General features: G+C 71.4%; 12 protein-coding genes. 5 read left to right on the top strand and 7 right to left on the bottom strand.

The window, feature by feature from the left end:
- Window positions 1-39: 39 nt before the first annotated feature.
- Genes ACFYNP_RS07355 through ACFYNP_RS07345 form a run of 3 tightly spaced genes read right to left on the bottom strand, consistent with a single transcriptional unit; the run spans window position 40 to window position 3,279 of the window.
- Complete coding sequence (locus tag ACFYNP_RS07355) at window positions 40-1,065, bottom strand: TolB family protein (RefSeq protein ID WP_388408195.1); 1,026 nt, start codon at window positions 1,063-1,065, stop codon at window positions 40-42.
- The gene (locus ACFYNP_RS07350) at window positions 1,062-2,390 is read right to left on the bottom strand and encodes an MFS transporter (RefSeq protein ID WP_388783459.1); all 1,329 of its coding nucleotides are present in this window, start codon (window positions 2,388-2,390) and stop codon (window positions 1,062-1,064) included. Before ACFYNP_RS07350 ends, ACFYNP_RS07355 begins: the two co-directional genes overlap by 4 nt.
- A 1-nt stretch (window position 2,391) precedes the next feature.
- Window positions 2,392-3,279 carry an alkaline phosphatase family protein gene (locus ACFYNP_RS07345; protein ID WP_388408200.1) on the bottom strand — a complete coding sequence of 296 codons (888 nt, stop codon included), beginning with the start codon at window positions 3,277-3,279 and terminating at the stop codon, window positions 2,392-2,394.
- A 197-nt stretch (window positions 3,280-3,476) separates the two neighbouring features.
- On the opposite strand from ACFYNP_RS07345, the gene ACFYNP_RS07340 reads away from it, so the two are divergent.
- Complete coding sequence (locus ACFYNP_RS07340) at window positions 3,477-4,583, top strand: acyltransferase family protein (protein WP_388783457.1); 1,107 nt, start codon at window positions 3,477-3,479, stop codon at window positions 4,581-4,583.
- A gap of 26 nt (window positions 4,584-4,609) precedes the next feature.
- On the opposite strand, the gene ACFYNP_RS07335 is transcribed toward ACFYNP_RS07340, so the two are convergent.
- Window positions 4,610-6,706 carry a PIG-L family deacetylase gene (locus ACFYNP_RS07335; protein ID WP_388783454.1) on the bottom strand — a complete coding sequence of 699 codons (2,097 nt, stop codon included), beginning with the start codon at window positions 6,704-6,706 and terminating at the stop codon, window positions 4,610-4,612.
- Between the two features lie 608 nt (window positions 6,707-7,314).
- On the opposite strand from ACFYNP_RS07335, the gene ACFYNP_RS07330 reads away from it, so the two are divergent.
- The gene (locus ACFYNP_RS07330; protein WP_388408209.1) at window positions 7,315-10,308 is read left to right on the top strand and encodes a bifunctional [glutamine synthetase] adenylyltransferase/[glutamine synthetase]-adenylyl-L-tyrosine phosphorylase; all 2,994 of its coding nucleotides are present in this window, start codon (window positions 7,315-7,317) and stop codon (window positions 10,306-10,308) included.
- A gap of 145 nt (window positions 10,309-10,453) precedes the next feature.
- Here the strand turns inward: ACFYNP_RS07330 and ACFYNP_RS07325 are convergent, their stop codons facing one another.
- The 3 genes from ACFYNP_RS07325 to ACFYNP_RS07315 form a co-directional block, all read right to left on the bottom strand.
- Window positions 10,454-11,365, bottom strand: coding sequence for a phosphatase PAP2 family protein (locus ACFYNP_RS07325; protein WP_388408211.1), 912 nt, complete (start codon window positions 11,363-11,365; stop codon window positions 10,454-10,456).
- 102 nt (window positions 11,366-11,467) lie between these two features.
- Window positions 11,468-12,496: a LacI family DNA-binding transcriptional regulator gene (locus ACFYNP_RS07320; RefSeq protein WP_388408214.1), complete on the bottom strand. Its 1,029-nt coding sequence runs from the start codon at window positions 12,494-12,496 to the stop codon at window positions 11,468-11,470.
- A 25-nt stretch (window positions 12,497-12,521) separates the two neighbouring features.
- Window positions 12,522-14,126 carry a glycoside hydrolase family 13 protein gene (locus tag ACFYNP_RS07315; protein WP_388783451.1) on the bottom strand — a complete coding sequence of 535 codons (1,605 nt, stop codon included), beginning with the start codon at window positions 14,124-14,126 and terminating at the stop codon, window positions 12,522-12,524.
- A gap of 287 nt (window positions 14,127-14,413) precedes the next feature.
- Between ACFYNP_RS07315 and ACFYNP_RS07310 the strand changes: the two genes are divergently transcribed.
- The 3 genes from ACFYNP_RS07310 (at window position 14,414) to ACFYNP_RS07300 (ending at window position 17,618) form a co-directional block, all read left to right on the top strand.
- Window positions 14,414-15,685 carry an extracellular solute-binding protein gene (locus tag ACFYNP_RS07310; RefSeq protein WP_388783448.1) on the top strand — a complete coding sequence of 424 codons (1,272 nt, stop codon included), beginning with the start codon at window positions 14,414-14,416 and terminating at the stop codon, window positions 15,683-15,685.
- 81 nt (window positions 15,686-15,766) lie between these two features.
- Window positions 15,767-16,759: a carbohydrate ABC transporter permease gene (locus tag ACFYNP_RS07305; RefSeq protein ID WP_388408222.1), complete on the top strand. Its 993-nt coding sequence runs from the start codon at window positions 15,767-15,769 to the stop codon at window positions 16,757-16,759.
- A 7-nt stretch (window positions 16,760-16,766) separates the two neighbouring features.
- Complete coding sequence (locus tag ACFYNP_RS07300) at window positions 16,767-17,618, top strand: sugar ABC transporter permease (protein WP_388408225.1); 852 nt, start codon at window positions 16,767-16,769, stop codon at window positions 17,616-17,618.
- The last annotated feature ends 27 nt before the right edge of the window (window positions 17,619-17,645 follow it).

The following is a 17,645-nucleotide window of genomic DNA, read 5'->3' as shown; positions in this document are numbered from 1 at the left end:
CGCCGCTCGCCCCGGGCGAGCGGGAGGCGCCCCCGTCGGTCAGTTCAGGTAGGCCGGGGCGAGCCCCGCCGTCAGGAGGCGGCGGGGCTTTCCCGTGCCGTCGGCGGGGACGGTGTACAGGTCGGTGCCGTAGTCCCCGGCCAGGGCGTACGCGACCGTGCCGGCGTCCTGCCAGACCACCTGGTCGTCGACGCTGCGCGGCTCGGCGAGCGCGGTCTCGCGCATCGTCGACAGGTCCAGGGCGTACAGGCGCCACGGGGCGTCGGCCGGCAGGCCCGGCACCCGCTTCTTGTAGACGATCCGGGTGCCGTCGGGGGAGAGCGAGGGGCACTCGACGTTGGTGTGCAAGGAGGTCACCGTACGCGCCGCCAGATCGCCCCGGACGAGGTAGGTGTGGCCGCCCGTCGCCATCGTGGCGTAGAAGTGCCGGTCGTCGGCGGCGAAGGTCACGCCCCAGAAGTTGGTGTCGGCCGCATGGTGCTCCTTGCCGTCCAGCATGGCCGTGAAGTCCTCAAGGGAGGGCGTGAGGTGGCCGGTCCGGGTGTCCAGGACCGCCGTGCGGGTGGAGAAGTCGGTGCCCGCGTAGGAGTCGCCGCCCACGAACACCGTCCAGGCCACCCAGCGCCCGCTGGGCGAGACCCGTGCCCGGGTCGGGATGCCGGGCAGTCCGTAGTGGGCCCGCTCCTTGAGCCCGGCGTCCAGGACCACCGCGCGGTAGGAGTCCGTCACCGTCCCGTGCTCGGCCTGGAGGCAGATGCCGGTGCCGGCCGCCGCGTAGAAGCGCAGGCACTTCACGCCGGAGGCGGTGCGCGGGCCCGCCGGGTCGGTGGCCGCGACCGTGGCCAGCTCGTCGCGGTGCGGGCCCCACGCCATGTTGCGGAAGACGATCCGCTGGTCGGACTGAGCCGCCAACGACACCTTTCCCGCGCTCACTTGGGGCCCGTCGGCCTGGACCTGGTTCTTCTTGTCCGCGCGGTCCGCCGCGTGCAGCAGGGACGCGGCGGCGACGCCCGCCAGGACGGCCAGGACCGCCACGAGGATCAGGATCTTGTTGCGGAGGGTCAAGGCCGTTCTTCCTCGGGGGAGTTGGAGGGCCGCAGCAGGAACGCGCCCACCGCGCACGCGCTCAGTACGGCCGCCGCCGTGCCGAGTGCCGTCCGGTCGCCCCACGCCGTCCAGGCCGCGCCGAAGGCGATCGAGCAGGCGAAGCGGGCCAGTGCCTGGCCGGTCTGGATCAACGCGAGTCCCGAGGACCGCAGTTCGGCCGGGACCGAGCCCGCCGCCGCGGCCATCAGGACACCGTCGGTCGCCGCGTAGAACCCGCCGTGCAGGGCCAGCGTGAGGAACGGAAGCGCGGGGCTCTGCCAGCCGGTCAGGAGCAGGACGTACACGAGGAGCAGGGCCACGTGGCCGCCGAGGAACACCTGCCGGCGGCCCACCTTGTCGGCGAGCCGCCCCAGGGGTACCGCCAGGAGCAGGAACGCGGCGGCGGTGCCGAGGGGGAGCAGTGCGAACCAGCGGTCGGGCACGCCGAGCCGGTGCTGGAGCAGGAGGTAGACGAAGGAGTCACTGACCGTCGCAAGCCCCAACAGCAAGGCCACCAGGGTGAGTTGACGGACCGGGCGGATGCGCAGCAGGGCCAGGGCCGCCCTCAGGGAGACGCGCGGCGCTCCCTCCACCGAAATGGCCGCCGTAGTGGTCGTCGGAGTGCCCGTGGGAGTGCCCGTGGAAGTGGCCGTGCGGGTGGCCTGAGGGGTGCGCGAGGGGACGAAGAGGAGCAGCACGAGCACGCCGAGGGCGGCCACGCAGAAGCTCACCGTGAACACCGCGTCGTAGCCGTCGGCCGCCTGGCGCAGGATCAGGAAGGCGGTCAGCGGGCCGAGCATGGCGCCCGCCGTGTCCATCGCCCGGTGCACCCCGAAGGCCCGGCCGCGTGACTCCGGAGCGGAGGCGAGGGAGATCAGAGCGTCGCGCGGGGCGGTGCGCAGGCCCTTGCCGGTGCGGTCCGCGGCGAGCACCGCTCCGATCAGCGGCAGGGAACCCGCCACCAGGAGAAGGGGTTTGCACAGGGCGGACAGGCCGTAGCCGAACACCGCGACGGCCTTGTGCCGGCCGCCCCGGTCGGCCAGATGGCCGCCGACGAGCCGGACCAGGGCGCTGAAGCCGTTGTAGACGCCGTCGAGCAGCCCGAAGCCGAGCGGGGACAGACCGAGTCCGGTCACCAGGTACAGCGGCAGGACGGCGGTGACCATCTCCGACGAGACGTCCGTGATGAGGCTGACCGTGCCGAGCGCGAACACGGTGGGGGCGATCGCCGAACGCCGCCCGGAACCGGCCCGGGCGGCGTCGGCAGCGGCGGCTGGGGCGCCGCGGCTGTCCGCTACGTACACGTCAGTTGGCCCAGATCCCCGTGATGTCGGCGGAGTTGGCGGCCTGTCCGGCGTGGCCGGTGCCGTACATGTCCTCGATGGTGCGCAGCAGGTTGTAGTGGTTGTAGGTGGCCGAGGACGAGGAGCCCGGGGTCACCTGCTGGCCGTACAGGACCGTCGGGATCCGGTTGCCGGCGAGCCGGTTGTCCTCGTCGAAGGTGATGACGAGCAGGCTGTTGTGGGTCTTGGCCCAGGTCGCGTACGCGCCCAGGTTGTTCTTCAGCCAGGTGTCACCCGTGGAGACCGAGCAGTCGTGCATGTCGCTGCACAGGTTCGGCACCACGTACGAGACCTGGGGCAGCTTCGTGTAGTCGGTGGGGAACTGGGCGAAGGTGTACGCCGAGGAGGTGGGCACGTTGGAGAAGCCGAACCACGGGTTGTGCTTCTGTGCGTACTTGCCGCTGGTGCACTTGGTGGAGCCCTGGCTCGGGAGCGTCTCGTTGTAGCTCGCCCAGGTCTTGCCGGCCGCGATCAGCTCGGAGGCGAGGTTGGGCGCGGAGGAGAAGCCGGGGGTCACACAGCTGTCGTCGGTGACGCCCTGCGTCGAGCCGGAGAACATGGCGTAGTAGTTCGGCTGGCTCGGGTGTGTCTCGGCGTACGAGGCGGGCAGGCTGGCGCCACCGGACTTGAGCGAGTTGATGTACGGGGCGCCGGAGCTGCCAATGACCTGGTCGTAGGCGTGGTTCTCGAAGACCACGACCACCACGTGATCGGGCGTGGGGACGCTCGCCGCGGCCTGCGCCGAGGACGTACCGCCGAGGCCGGCCCACAGGCCGGCGGACGCGGCCGCGAGGCCCAGGGCGGACAAGAGGGCGGTGCGGGTGCGGCGCGGTTTGGGCTCGCCGGACACGGCTACCTCCGGAATGAGGGGGAGGGCGGGCCGGGGGACCCGCCGATGGGGGTGCACCCACGGGCGGCGGTGCACCCAGAGAGTAGGGGTGTCCATGTCAACCGGGAAGGTGAAAGTGGGTGAAGACCCGGGGAACGTACCGTGCCCGAAGCGGTGGTGCCTGTGGGAAAGGGTGACCATCCCCTAGGTTGGGGCGAATGACCAGCGCCACCCTCCACTCCGGTCCCGGAAGCCCCCGAAACCTCGATCGCAGTCCGTTCTTCGACAACGCCAAGTTCCTGCTGATCGCACTGGTCGCGCTCGGCCACAGCTGGGAACAGGTCATCACCCCGCACACGCCGGTCCTCAGAGCCGTGCACAACCTGGTCTACGGCTTTCACATGCCGGCTTTCATTCTGCTCTGCGGCTATTTCTCCCGCAGCTTCACCGGACGCCCCGACCAGATCCGGCGGCTGCTCACCGGGGTGTTGCTGCCCTACCTGATCTTCGAGACCATCTACAGCTTCGTGTACCACTGGCTGCGCGGCACCGAGCTCGCGATCACGCCGACCTCGCCCACGTATCTGTGCTGGTTCCTCATCGCGCTGTTCCTGTGGCGGCTGACCACGCCGATCTGGAAGGCGGTGCGCTACCCGCTGCCCATCTCGATCGTCGTCTCGCTCGTCGCGGGCACGACCCTGATCAGCGGTGACCTGGCGCTCCCGCGGGTCCTGATGTTCCTGCCGTGGTTCGTTCTCGGGCTGCGCCTGCGCCCCGAGCACTTCGCCAGGCTGCGCACCCGCACGGCCCGTCTGATCGCCGTGCCGGTCTTCGCCGGGGTCTTCGCGCTCGCCTACTGGCTGTCCCCGTATCCGAGCGACGACTGGCTCTCCAGCGACGCCGACAACACGGTCCTGAACGTGTCGCTCACGCAGTACCTGCTCATCAGGCTGGCCCTGTTCGCGGTGACCGCGCTGCTCGTGGCGTCGTTCCTGGCGCTCGTGCCGGGCCGCCGGATGTGGCTGACCGGGCTCGGCGCCGTCACCCTCTACCCCTATCTGCTGCACGGCATCCTGCTCCGCGTCGCCGAGTACTACGGCGCCTTCCGGGTGGTGCGCGAGGCGGGGGTTCCGGGTGTGCTGGTGCTCAGCGCCACCGCGGTGGGCGTGGTCGTGCTGCTCTCGACGCCGCCGGTGCGCGCGGTGATGCGGCCCCTGGTGGAGCCGCGCCTGCCGCAGTGGCTCGTGCCCCGGACCGAGGCGCTGCCCACGCCCTCGCCGGCGCCGACGGCCGGCGCCGAACGGGAGAAGACGCTCGCGGGGTGAACGGGCACGGGGCCGGCCGTGACGGGTCAGCGCGCGGCGGCCCGCCAGGGGGCGGCCGGGCCGCCCGCGGTCCGCGTCCAGTACAGCCGCCCGTCCAGGCCGATCGCGGTCGCCACGGCGTCGTTGCCGTCCTGCACCGCGGCGGGAGCCCCGGTGAACAGGATGCCGCCGTCCGACTTCCAGGCCGGGGCGGGGGCGCCCGGCTCCAGCGTGGCCAGCGCGCCGGAGGCGGTGCGGCCGGTGACGAGCGGGCCCGCCGCGCCCACCATGCCGTAGCCGGAGGTGTCGCCGAGGTCGGTGGCCGCCGAGGGCGCGGTGCCGGAGAACAGCACGCTCTGGACGTTGCCCGAGTTCGCCTGGCGGTAGTACACCCGCACGCCGTCGCCGTCCGGGCGGGCGGAGAGGCCCGTGGTGTTGGGCGGCAGCCCGGTGTCGGAGGCGCGCGCGGGCAGCGGGGCGCCCGGTGCCGGCTGGGCCCAGGTCAGCATCGTCCTGGGGGTGCTGGAGAAGAGGTGGACGCGGCCCGTGGCATCGGTGGTGGCGACCGGGTCCCCGACCAGGTTCGAGCCGCCGAGGGCGGTCCACGGCGTCCAGTCGCCCTTCGTGCCGAGGGTCGCGGCGTGCAACTGGAGGTCACCGCCGCGCAGGAAGACGGAGAGCGTTCCGGATCCGTCCACCGCCGCGGTCGGAGTGGACAGGTCGAAGACGCCGTCGACGCCGCTGCGGTCGGGTGAGCCGAGCGAGCGCCAGGCGCCGAAGGGGCCGCCGGGAGTCGTCTGCACCGCCGCGACCACCTCGCGGCGGTAGTCGGTGAGCTGCGCACCGAACAGGGTGCGGGTGCCGAACACCGCGAGCCGGCCGTCCGGCAGACGCGTGGCGCTCACCCCGGAGTCCATGCCGTCGCCGGGCAGCAGCTCGGGCCCGCTCCACGCGGCGTCCGCGCCGGGCGCCTTGTGCCACACCGCGAGACGCTGGTCGAGCACCCCGAACGCCCACAGGCTGTCGTCCTTGCCCTGCTGCAACCAGGAGGTGGAGTTGGTGCGGCTGTAGCGGATCGACTCGGCCCAGTTGGTGCCGTGCGGGTTGCTCGACACCTTGCGGTCGCCACAACCGGCCGCGCTGGCGCAGTAGTTGTCCTTCGGGTTCATCCAGGCGTAAGTCTTGACGATGTCGGCCTTGGCATCGATGGCCGGCTTGGCGAAGGTGTGGGGCAGGAAGCCGGTGTTGTAGCCGACGTAGTTCTGCACGCTGAAGTGCGGGTGGTTCGCGGACTTCGCGTACAGCGCCAGCGCGGCCTGCGCGAAGCGGGCGCTGTAGGTGTGGTCCTGGTGGTCGATGATCTTGTGGAACTTGCCTTCCCTGGCCGGGGTCGGGTCGAGGGTGCGCACATGCGTCGGACGGAACTTCTCCATCAGCCCGGCCAGCGTCTCGACGACCTGCTCCTTGGTGTAGGCGAAGGGGCGCACCGGGGTCCCCGAGGCCAGCTGCGAGGTCAGCGTGCCGACCTGGCCGTTCCACAGGCCGCGCAGGCTGTGCGGCTGGTTGCCGGATATCGTCTCGGCCTCCCGCAGCTGCACCCACACCAGGTGGATCTCGGGGTGGCCGTCGAGGGTGTCCAGCTCGGCGGTGCCGCCCCCGGCGGTGGGCAGGGCGGCGCGGGTCCACTTGGCGCCGCGGTCGCCGGTCGCCATCTGGGCGTAGGCCCCGCGGATGCCGTTCTGGCGGGCCTCGGAGTACTTGGCCCGGTCGGACGGGGGCCTGGGGGCGCCCTTCCTGGTCGACGGCGAGTTCACGCCGTCCGATTCGCCCGCCGTGACGTACACGCTGGTGATGGGGCGGCCGGAGCGCAGCGACTGGCCGGTGTCCGGGTTCATGAAGAACAGGTCGTCGTCCGGGTGCGCCATGATCTGCATCACCGAGCCGCTCGCGGGCCGCACCGGGCCCGAGGACACGGACGCGGGGACGGCCGCGGCGTGGCCGCCGGGAGGCGTGGTGCCCTCGGTGTCGGACATGGCGAGTTCGGCGAAGGCGCCGCCCGCTACGAGGACGGCGGCGAGCGCGGAGCCGGCGACGGCGCCGCGGCGGGAGAGCAGCGCGGAGCGCAGCGGCAGCCTGGGCATCATGGGTGTGGTCTTTCGGTACGGGCGGCCTGGGCGGCCGGTCAGTGCGTGAGCACTTCCTCGCCGAGCCCGGTCATGAGTGCTCGATCAGAGTTGGTCAGAACCTGATCGACCAGGAAGACGAAAGGTCCAAGAATCGGGTTCATTTGGACGACTCCGAAAGTGATGTGTCCTTGATCACCTCGAATTGGCCTTATATCGGCACAAGTCCGGCGAATGGGTAATTAACTGCGCACGGGGGAGCGGGAGTTCAGGGTGAAATGTCCCCGAAGCCGCCTCGGGTGAGGGAGGCGTCACGCTGAGGGAGCCGGTGCGGGGTGTCTTTCGGGTCAAACGTCCGGGCCGTCCGGCCCGGACGCGGGTGCCCTCCAGCTCCGTCCCGGGTGGCCCTTGGCCCCGCCCCGGGTGTCCTCCGGCCCCGCCCCGGGGGCCCTCGGCCCGGAACGCGGTGACCCCCGCCCGGCGCCGCGGCCGGGCCCGCTCCGCGGCCCTCGCCGGGGCTCGGCGGCGCCACTGCCGCTAGGCTCGGAATCCGGGTCTTGATCGGGTGGGCCGGTTCCGGGTACCCCCGGCCGGGCACGCGGGTGGACGTACACGTGGGAGGCGGCCAGATGACGGTGCCGGGGCGCAGGAGCAGTACCTTCACACGGCTGCTGCGGCATGGCTTCACCGACCCCTCGGCCGCCGAGCGGCTCCTGGAGAGCCCCGAGCTCGCGCCCGTACGGTCCGACCCGGTGCTCCTGGACGCGCTCGGCGCCACCGCCGACCCCGATCTCGCGCTGCTCGGGCTCGTCCGCCTCGTGGAGGCGCAGGAGGACGACGAGCGCCGTGCCCTCCTGGACACCCTGGTCAGCGCCAAGCCGCTGCGCGACCGGCTGCTCGGGGTGCTCGGCGCCTCCGAGGCGCTCGGCGACCACCTCGCCCGCCATCCGCACGACTGGCACGCCCTGGTCACCTACGAGGCGGCCGACCTGCACCCCGGGGTCGCCGAGTTCGAGCGGGGCCTGGCCGGGGCCACCGACCCGGTGTCCCTGCGGGTCGCCTACCGGCGCTGCCTCCTCGCCATAGCGGCCCGCGACGTGTGCGGCACGACCGACGTGGCCGAGACCGCCGCCGAGCTCGCCGACCTGGCGACCGCCACCCTGCGCGCCGCCCTCGCCATCGCGAGCACCGCGGCCCCGGCCGACGCCGCGCAGTGCCGGCTCGCGGTGATCGCGATGGGCAAGTGCGGCGGCCACGAGCTCAACTACGTGTCCGACGTCGACGTGATCTTCGTGGCCGAGCCCGCCGACGGCTTCGACGAGGGCAAGGCCATGCAGGCCGCGGGCCGGCTCGCCGCCCATCTGATGCGGATCTGCTCGGAGACCACCGTCGAGGGCGTGATCTGGCCCGTCGACGCCAATCTGCGCCCCGAGGGCCGCAACGGCCCGCTCGTCCGCACCCTCTCCAGCCACCTCGCCTACTACCAGCGCTGGGCCAAGACCTGGGAGTTCCAGGCGCTGCTCAAGGCCCGCCCGGTGGCGGGCGACCCCCAGCTCGGCCGGGACTACGTCGAGGCCGTCTCACCCCTGGTGTGGCAGGCCGCCGAGCGGGACAACTTCGTCGCCGACGTGCAGAAGATGCGGCGCAGGGTCGTCGACAACATCCCCGCCGCCCAGGTCGAGCGCGAGCTGAAGCTGGGTCCCGGCGGCCTGCGGGACGTCGAATTCGCCGTCCAGCTCCTCCAGTTGGTGCACGGGCGCAGCGACGCCACCCTGCACAGCGGCTCCACCCTGGACGCACTCGCGGCGCTCGCCGCCGGAGGGTACGTCGGCCGGGCGGACGCGGCCCAGATGGACGAGGCGTACCGCTTCCTGCGGGCGATGGAACACCGCATACAGCTCTACCGGCTGCGCCGCACCCACCTCGTGCCGGAGGACGAGGCCGATCTGCGCCGGCTCGGCCGCTCGCTCGGTCTTCGTACCGAGCCCGTCGTCAGCCTCAACAAGGAGTGGAAGCGGCACGCCTCGGTCGTCCGCAGGCTGCACGAGAAGCTCTTCTACCGGCCGCTCCTGGACGCGGTCGCCCAGCTCGCGCCCGGCGAGACCCGGCTCAGCGCCCGCGCCGCCGCCCACCGCCTGGAAGCGCTCGGCTACGCCGACCCGGCGGCCGCCCTGCGCCACCTGGAGGCACTGTCCTCGGGGGTGAGCCGCAAGGCCGCCATCCAGCGCACCCTGCTGCCCGTCCTGCTCGGCTGGTTCGCGGACTCCGCCGACCCGGACGCGGGCCTGCTGGGCTTCCGCAAGGTGTCCGACGCGCTCGGCAAGACCCCCTGGTACCTGCGGCTGCTGCGCGACGAGGGCGCCGCCGCCGAGAACCTGGCCCGGGTCCTCTCGGCCGGCCGGCTCGCCCCCGACCTGCTGCTCCGCGCCCCCGAGGCGGTCGCCATCCTCGGCGACCCGGACGGGCTCGTGCCGCGCGGCCAGGACCACCTGGAGCAGGAGGTGCTCGCCGCGGTCGGCCGTGCCGAGACCGCCGAGGGCGCGGTCGCCGCGGCCCGCGGGGTGCGCAGGCGCGAACTGTTCCGGACCACCGCGGGCGACCTCATCGGCTCCTACGGCACCGAGGACAGCCCCGCCGAGGAGGACCCGGGCGCGCTCGTCGACCGGGTCGGCAACGCGGTCACCGACCTCAATGCGGCCACCATCGCGGGCGCCCTGCGCGCCGCCGTACGGGCCGAGTGGGGCGAGACCCTGCCCACCCGTTTCGCGGTCATCGGCATGGGCCGCTTCGGCGGCCACGAGCTGGGCTACGGCTCGGACGCGGACGTCCTGTTCGTGCACGAACCCCGCGAGGGCGTGGACGAGCAGGAGGCCGCGCGGGCCGCCAACCGGGTCGTCGCCGAGATGCGCCGGCTGCTCCAACTGCCCACCGCGGACCCGCCGTTGCTCATCGACGCGGATCTGCGGCCGGAGGGCAAGTCGGGTCCGATGGTGCGCACCCTGAAGTCCTACGAGGCGTACTACCGGCGCTGGTCGCTCGTCTGGGAGAGCCAGGCGCTGCTGCGCGCCGAGGTGATGGCGGGCGACCGCGACCTCGGGGCGCGCTTCATCGAGCTGATCGACCCGCTGCGCTACCCGGTGGAGGGCCTCGGAGACGAGGCGGTCCGTGAGATCCGTCGTCTCAAGGCGCGGATGGAGTCCGAGCGGATGCCGCGCGGCGCCGACCCCACCCTGCACGCCAAGCTGGGCCGGGGCGGGCTCTCCGACGTCGAGTGGACGGTCCAGCTGATGCAGATGCGGCACGGCTGGGAGCTGCCGGGCCTGCGCACCACGCGGACCCGTCAGGCGCTGGCCGCCGCGCACGCGGCGGGGCTCGTGGGCACGGAGGAGGCCTCGATACTGGACGAGGCGTGGGTGCTGGCCACGCGGGTGCGCAACGGGGTCATGCTGGTGCGGGGCCGAGCCGGGGACACGTTTCCGTCCGACGGGCGGGAGCTTGCGGCGGTGGGGCGTTACCTGGGGTACGAGCCGGGGCATGTCGGCGACATGCTGGAGGACTACCGGCGGCTTACGCGCAGGGCGCGGGGGATCGTGGAGGAGCTGTTCTACGGGGCGCACCTCTAGCGTGCGGCGGGGTTGTCATGCCGGGGGCTGTGCCCCCGGGGCCCTTCTGGGGCCCTTCCGGGGCCCTTCTGGGGCTCTGCCCCCATACCCCGGGTCGCGCCTGAAGGGCGCTCGTCCTCGTCGAGCTCCCCTCGCGTTCGCTGCCTCAGGCGCGTTCGTCCTCAAGCGCCGGACGGGCCGAACGGGCTCGCCGGGGCCTCGCGGTGGAGGCGGGGACCAGCTTCGGGAGCTGGTGGGGGAAGCTGCCGTACCAGGCGCGGGAGGCCAGGAAGCCGAAGGCCAGGCAGAGCAGGCCGCCCACCGCGTCCAGCCAGAAGTGGTTCGCCGTGGAGACGATCACGATCAGGGTGGCCGTGGGGTAGAGCAGGCCCAGGATCTTCGCCCAGGGCGCGGAGGCGAGCGCGAAGATCGTCAGGCCGCACCAGGTCGACCACCCGATGTGCATGGACGGCATCGCCGCGTACTGGTTCGACATGTTCTTCAGGTCGCCCGACGCCATCGAGCCCCAGGTGTGGTGCACCAGGACCGTGTCGACGAAGTGCCCGCCGTTCATCAGGCGGGGCGGGGCGAGCGGGAAGAAGTAGTAGCCGAGCAGGGCCACGCCGGTGGTCGCGAAGAGCACGAGGCGTGACGCCGCGTAGCGGCCGGGGTGGTAACGGAACAGCCACACGAGGACACCGATGGTGATGATGAAGTGCAGTGTCGCGTAGTAGTAGTTCATGCCGACGATGAGCCATGTCACCGAATTCACGGCATGGTTGACCGACTGTTCCACCGCGATGCCGAGGTCGTGCTCCGCACTCCAGATCCAGTCCGCGTTCCTGAGCGCCTTCGCCTTCTGCTCGGGGACCGCGTTGCGGATCAGCGAGTACACCCAGTAACTCACCGCGATCAGAAGCACTTCGAACCAGATCCGCGGGCGGCGCGGCCGGCGCACGCTCCGCAGCCGGGCGGAAAGTCCGCTGCGGCCCGGTTCGTTGTTCGAGGGTGTGGCCGACGGCTCATGTGGTGGAGCGGCCGTCCGGCCTTCCAGAGTCTTCACGGTCATTTCACCCATAGGAAGAGAGTCTGCCAGATGCACATACCCCCCGCCGATCATCCTCCGGTCGGGTTCGCTGCGCACCTGCTACTCCCAAAGGACGAGGTTTCCCGGCGTACGTCAGGGTCGGCTTCGGGGTCGCGCACCCGAGGTCGAACCGCGTACGACCAGCTCGGGCATGAACACGAACTCGCTGTGCGGCGCCGGGGTGCCCCCGACCTCTTCGAGCAGGGCGCGGACCGCGGCCTGCCCCATCGCCGTCACCGGCTTGCGGATGGTGGTCAGCGGTGGGTCGGTGAACGCTATCAGCGGAGAGTCGTCGAAGCCCACCACAGAGACATCACGGGGCACGTCCAGGCCCGCCTGGCGCGCGGCCCTGATCGCGCCGAGCGCCATCATGTCGCTGGCGCACACGATCGCGGTGCAGCCCTGCGCGATGAGCGCGTTGGCCGCGGCCTGCCCGCCTTCGAGCGTGTACAGGGAGTGCTGGATCAGTGACTCCGCCTCGGCCGTCGTCAGGCCGAGCCGGTCCTGCATCCCGGCCGTGAAGCCCTCGATCTTGCGCAGCACCGGCACGAAGCGCTTCGGGCCCACCGCGAGGCCGATCCTGGTGTGGCCGAGCGCCGCGAGGTGGGTGACCGCGAGCCGCATCGCGGCCCGGTCGTCGGGCGAGATGAAGGGCGCCTGCACCTTCGGCGAGAAGCCGTCCACCAGGACGTACGGGACGCCCTGGGCGCGCAGCTGCTCGTAGCGCTCCATGTCCGCGGTGGTGTCCGCGTGCAGCCCGGAGACGAAGATGATCCCGGAGACGCCCCGGTCCACCAGCATCTCGGTGAGCTCGTCCTCGGTGGAACCGCCCGGAGTCTGCGTCGCGAGCACCGGCGTGTATCCCTGCCGGGTCAGCGACTGGCCGATGACCTGGGCGAGGGCGGGGAAGATCGGGTTCTCCAGCTCCGGCGTTATCAGGCCGACGAGCCCCGCGCTGCGCCGGCGCAGTCGTACGGGACGCTCGTAACCCAGCACGTCGAGTGCGGCCAGGACGGATTCGCGGGTGCCCGCGGCCACACCGGGCTTGCCGTTGAGCACGCGGCTGACTGTGGCTTCGCTGACCCCCGCCTGGGCTGCGATGTCGGCGAGCCGTGCGGTCACGGGATGGGACTGTACCGGTCGCACGTCAGATTGCCCACCAGACGGCGGATTCGGCCGGGAGCAGGGCGTTTTCCGGGTCGAACCCGACCGCCGCGCTGGTGAGCACCGGCCGCCCGGGGAGCGGGAGTTGGACCTCGCGGTCCAGGGTGTTCAGGGTGCACACGAAGCCCGGCCGGGCGAAGGCGAGCACCCCCTGGGGCGCGGGCAGCCAGCTCATCGTGCCGTCCCCGAGCCCCGGCAGTTCGCGGCGCAGGGCGAGGGCCGCGCGGTAGAGCTCCAGGGTGGAGTGCGGGTCGCCCGACTGGGAGGCGACGCCGAGCCCGCGCCAGGCGTCGGGCTGCGGCAGCCAGGGCGCCGCGTCCCCGAAGCCGAAGCTCGGGCCCTCGGCCGTCCACGGGATCGGGACGCGGCAGCCGTCGCGGAAGCCGTCCTGGCCCGCCGCGCGGAGGAAGGCCGGGTCCTGCCGCAGCTCGTCGGGCAGTTCGGTGACCTCGGGCAGGCCGAGCTCCTCGCCCTGGTAGAGATAGGCGGAGCCGGGCAGCGCCAGCGTGAACAGGGTCGCGGCGCGGGCCCGGCGAAGCCCCTGCTCCCCGCCGCCGTAGCGGGTGACATGGCGTACGACGTCGTGGTTGGAGAGCACCCAGGTGGTGGGGGCGCCGACCGCGCCGGTCGCGGCCAGCGAGGCGTCGACGGTCGCGCGCATCCGCTCCGCGTCCCAACCACACGTCAGGAACTGGAAGTTGAACGCCTGGTGCAGCTCGTCGGGGCGTACGTACAGGGCCAGGCGTTCGGAGGAGGGGGCCCAGGCCTCGGCGACCGCGATGCGCTCGCCCGGGTAGGAGTCGAGCAGGGTCCGCCAGGCGCGGTGGATCTCGTGGACACCGTCCTGGTCGAAGAAGGGGAGCACCTGGCTGCCGATGAGCTTGGCCTGCTCGCGCGCGCCGATGTCCGGCAGGCCCGGCGCCTTGACCATGCCGTGGGCCACGTCGATGCGGAAACCGTCCACGCCGAGGTCCAGCCAGAAGCGGAGCACGGAGTCGAACTCGGCGCGCACCGCCGGGTGGTCCCAGTTCAGGTCGGGCTGCTCGGGGGCGAACAGGTGCAGGTACCAGTCGCCGTCGGTGGTACGGGTCCAGGCCGGGCCGCCGAAGACCGACTCCCAGTCGTTGGGCGGGAGTTGACCGCGCTCGCCCTTGCCGGGGCGGAAGTGGTAACGCTCGCGCTCGGGGCCGCCGGCCAGTGCCGCCCGGAACCAGGCGTGCTGGTCCGAGGTGTGGTTCGGGACGATGTCGACGATGACGCGCAGGCCGAGGCGGTGGGCCTCGCGCACCAGGGCGTCGGCGTCGGACAGGGAGCCGAAGAGCGGGTCGACCGTGCGGTAGTCCGCGACGTCGTAGCCGCCGTCGGCCTGGGGGGAGGCGTAGAAGGGGGTGAGCCAGACCGCGTCCGCGCCGAGCTCCTTCACATGGGGGAGCCGGGCGGTGACGCCGGGCAGATCGCCGATGCCGTCGCCGTCGCTGTCCCCGAAGGAGCGCACATACACCTGGTAGATCACCGCGTCGCGCCACCAGCCGGTCCGGGGCCCGGTGGGCTCCTGGGCGACGGTGGCCGTCGTCAGCTCCTGCGTCATGGGGTGCCCTCTCGAAAATCCTGCGTTCACGGGATCAACGCCGATGGGCCTCGAAAGTAACAGCCTTGCAAGGTCTTGCGGAACCCTTGCAGGTCCTCCGCGGGCGCGGCTGGACCAGTGATACCGGCTTTGACAAGGCGCACAGTGGCAACCGTGCGGACACGCTGACGTAACGATCGACCGCTCTTGCAGAAATTCTTCGCAAGGTCTTTCGGTCGCCTTTCATCCTTGTTACGTTCCTGGCGATCCGGCGCCGTGATGGAGCGGCACCCAGTGAAGGAGTTCTCATGCGACGTGGCATAGCGGCCACCGCGATCGCGGCGACCCTGGCGCTCGCGGCGACGGCCTGCGGTGGCAGCGACAGCGGCGGCAAGGCGGACGGACCGGTCACCATCACCTGGTGGGACACCTCGAACGCCACGAACGAGGCACCCACGTACCAGGCGCTGGTCACGGAGTTCGAGAAGGCGAACCCCACGATCAAGGTGAAGTACGTCAACGTCCCCTTCGACCAGGCGCAGAACAAGTTCGACACCGCCGCCGGCGCCAAGGGCGCCCCGGACGTGCTGCGCGCCGAGGTCGGCTGGACGCCCGCGTTCGCCAAGAAGGGCTACTTCCTGCCGCTCGACGGCACCGAGGCCCTCACCGACCAGGCCGAGTTCCGGCCCAACCTGATCAAGCAGGCGCAGTTCCAGGGCAAGACCTACGGCGTCCCGCTGGTCACCGACACCCTCGCCCTCGTCTACAACAAGGCCCTGTTCGCCCAGGCCGGCATCACCAAGGCCCCCGCCACCTGGGACGAGCTGAAGGCGGACGCCGCCCTCGTCAAGGAGAAGGCAGGCGTCGACGGCTACTGGGGCTCCACCGCCGGGTACTACGCCCAGCCGTTCCTGTACGGCGAGGGCACCGACACGGTCGACGCCGTCGGCAAGAAGGTGACCATCGCAAGTGCCCCCGCCGTCAAGGGACTTGAGACCTGGAAGGGCCTGTTCGACGGGCCCGGCCTGCACAAGGCGGACGTCACCGCCGACGCGTACGCCCACATCCAGGACGCCTTCGTGAACGGCAAGGTCGCGGCGATCGTCCAGGGCCCGTGGGAGATCACCAACTTCTACAAGGGCGCCGCCTTCAAGGACAAGGCCAACCTCGGCATCGCCACCGTCCCGGCCGGATCCGCCGGCAAGGCGGGCGCCCCGACCGGCGGTCACAACCTGTCCGTGTACGCGGGCTCCGACAAGGCGCACGCGGCCGCCGCGATGAAGTTCGTCACCTTCATGACCTCGGCCAAGAGCCAGGAGAGCATCGCGCTGAAGAACTCCACACTGCCGACCCGCGAGGACGCCTACACCGCGCAGGTCAAGGCCGACCCGGGCATCGCCGGCTTCCAGGGCGTGCTCGCCGCCGCCCAGCCGCGCCCGGAGCTGCCCGAGTACAGCTCGCTGTGGACCCCGATGGACACCGAACTGCCGAAGGTCGCGGACGGCAAGGAATCCGTCGCCGACGCCACCAAGAGCCTTCAGCAGGACATGGCCAAGCTGGTTCCCGACTTCACCAAGTGAGCCCCGCCGCCGGGCCGTTCCCGCGAGGGAGCGGCCCGGCGGCCCGCACGTTTGTCGACCTCCCCCGGAAAAGGTGTCGAGATGACCGTTGCCGTCGATGGCGCGGCCCCCAAGAGCGCGTCCCCGGCGCGCCGGGGGCCGCTGGAGCGCGTCCGGCGCTCCTGGCAGAAGCACTGGTACGCGTACGCGATGGTCGCGCCGATCGTCGTCGTGCTCGGCGTCCTGGTGCTCTATCCGCTCGTCCAGGGCGTCTACTACACGCTCACCGACGCCAACAGCCTCAACTCGGCACGCACCATCGGTGCCAACCACATCGCCGCGACCTACGAGTTCGTCGGACTGCACAACTACGCGGACATCCTGTGGGGCCCGACCGCCTGGGACCGGTTCTGGTCGCACTTCCTGTGGACCGTGGTGTGGACCGTCGCCTGTGTGACCCTGCACTACGTCATCGGGCTCTCGCTCGCCCTGCTGCTCAACCAGAAGCTGCGCGGCCGCACCTTCTACCGGATGATGCTGATCCTGCCCTGGGCGGTGCCCACCTTCGTCACCGTCTTCTCCTGGCGCCTGATGCTCAGCGACTCCGGCATCGTCAACACCGTGCTCGGCACCCTCCACCTGCCGCAGCCCGAGTGGCTTGAGCAGCCGCACTTCCAGCAGCTCGCCGCGATCCTCGTCAACACCTGGGTCGGCGTCCCGTTCATGATGGTCTCGCTGCTCGGCGGGCTCCAGACCATCCCCGCGGAGCTGTACGAGGCAGCCGAGATGGACGGCGCGAGCCCCTGGCAGCGCTTCCGCCACGTCACCCTGCCCGGCCTGCGCCCGGTCAGCGCCACCGTCGTGCTGCTCGGCATCATCTGGACGTTCAACCAGTTCGTGATCATCTTCCTGCTGTTCGGCAACGGCGGTGCCCCCGACGCCCAGATCCTCGTCACCTGGGCCTACCGGCTCGGCTTCGGACAGCAGCCCCGCGACTTCGCGCAGTCCGCCACCTACGGCGTGCTGCTGCTCTCCATCCTGATCGTCTTCTCCTCCTTCTACCGACGCTGGCTGGCCCGCAATGAACAGGTCTGATGCCCCCATGACCACCAAGGCCGTCTCCCGGGACCACACCCGGCGCCGCACCGCGGTCCTGTCGCACCTCGCGCTGAGCCTCGCCAGTCTCGTCGCGCTCTTCCCGATCGTGTGGCTGCTCTTCGTCTCGCTCGGCCCCGACAAGGACGACTACCTGCACCCGGGCCGCATCTGGTCCAAGCTGTCCCTCTCCAACTACGCGTTCGTCACCGAGCACACCAAGTTCTTCACCTGGCTCGGCAACACCGCGTTGATCGCCGTCATGACCTGCGTCATCGGCGTGATGTTCGCGGCGACCACCGGCTACGCGGTCTCCCGGATGCGCTTCCCCGGCTACAAGAAGCTGATGTGGGTGCTGCTCGTCACCCAGATGTTCCCGATCGCCGTGCTGATCGTGCCGATGTACCAGATCCTCGGCGACCTCGGCCTCATCGACACCTACGGCGGCCTGATCCTGGTGTACTGCTCCACCGCGGTGCCGTACTGCGCGTGGATGCTCAAGGGCTACTTCGACACCATCCCGGTCGAGATCGACGAGGCGGGCCGGGTCGACGGGCTCAGCCCGTTCGGCACCTTCTTCCGCCTCATCCTGCCGCTCGCCCGGCCCGGCCTCGCGGTCGCCGCGTTCTACACCTGCCTCACCGCCTGGGGCGAGGTGGCGTTCGCCTCCACCTTCATGCTCGACGACGGCAAGTACACGCTCGCCGTGGGCCTTTCCAGCTTCGTCAGCGAGCACGACTCCCAGTGGAACTACATGGCCGCCACCGCCGTGCTCATCGCCATCCCGGTCTCCGCCATCTTCTACCTGGTGCAGAAGCACCTGGTCACCGGCATGACCGCGGGCGCGACCAAGGGCTGACGCGGGCTCCGCCCCGGCCGCCCATCC

The organism is Streptomyces sp. NPDC006691 (genome assembly GCF_042869955.1).
In the GTDB taxonomy this organism is placed as follows: domain Bacteria; phylum Actinomycetota; class Actinomycetes; order Streptomycetales; family Streptomycetaceae; genus Streptomyces.
The sequence above is the reverse complement of the archived record's forward strand: the minus strand, read 5'-3'. Positions and strand labels throughout refer to the sequence as shown.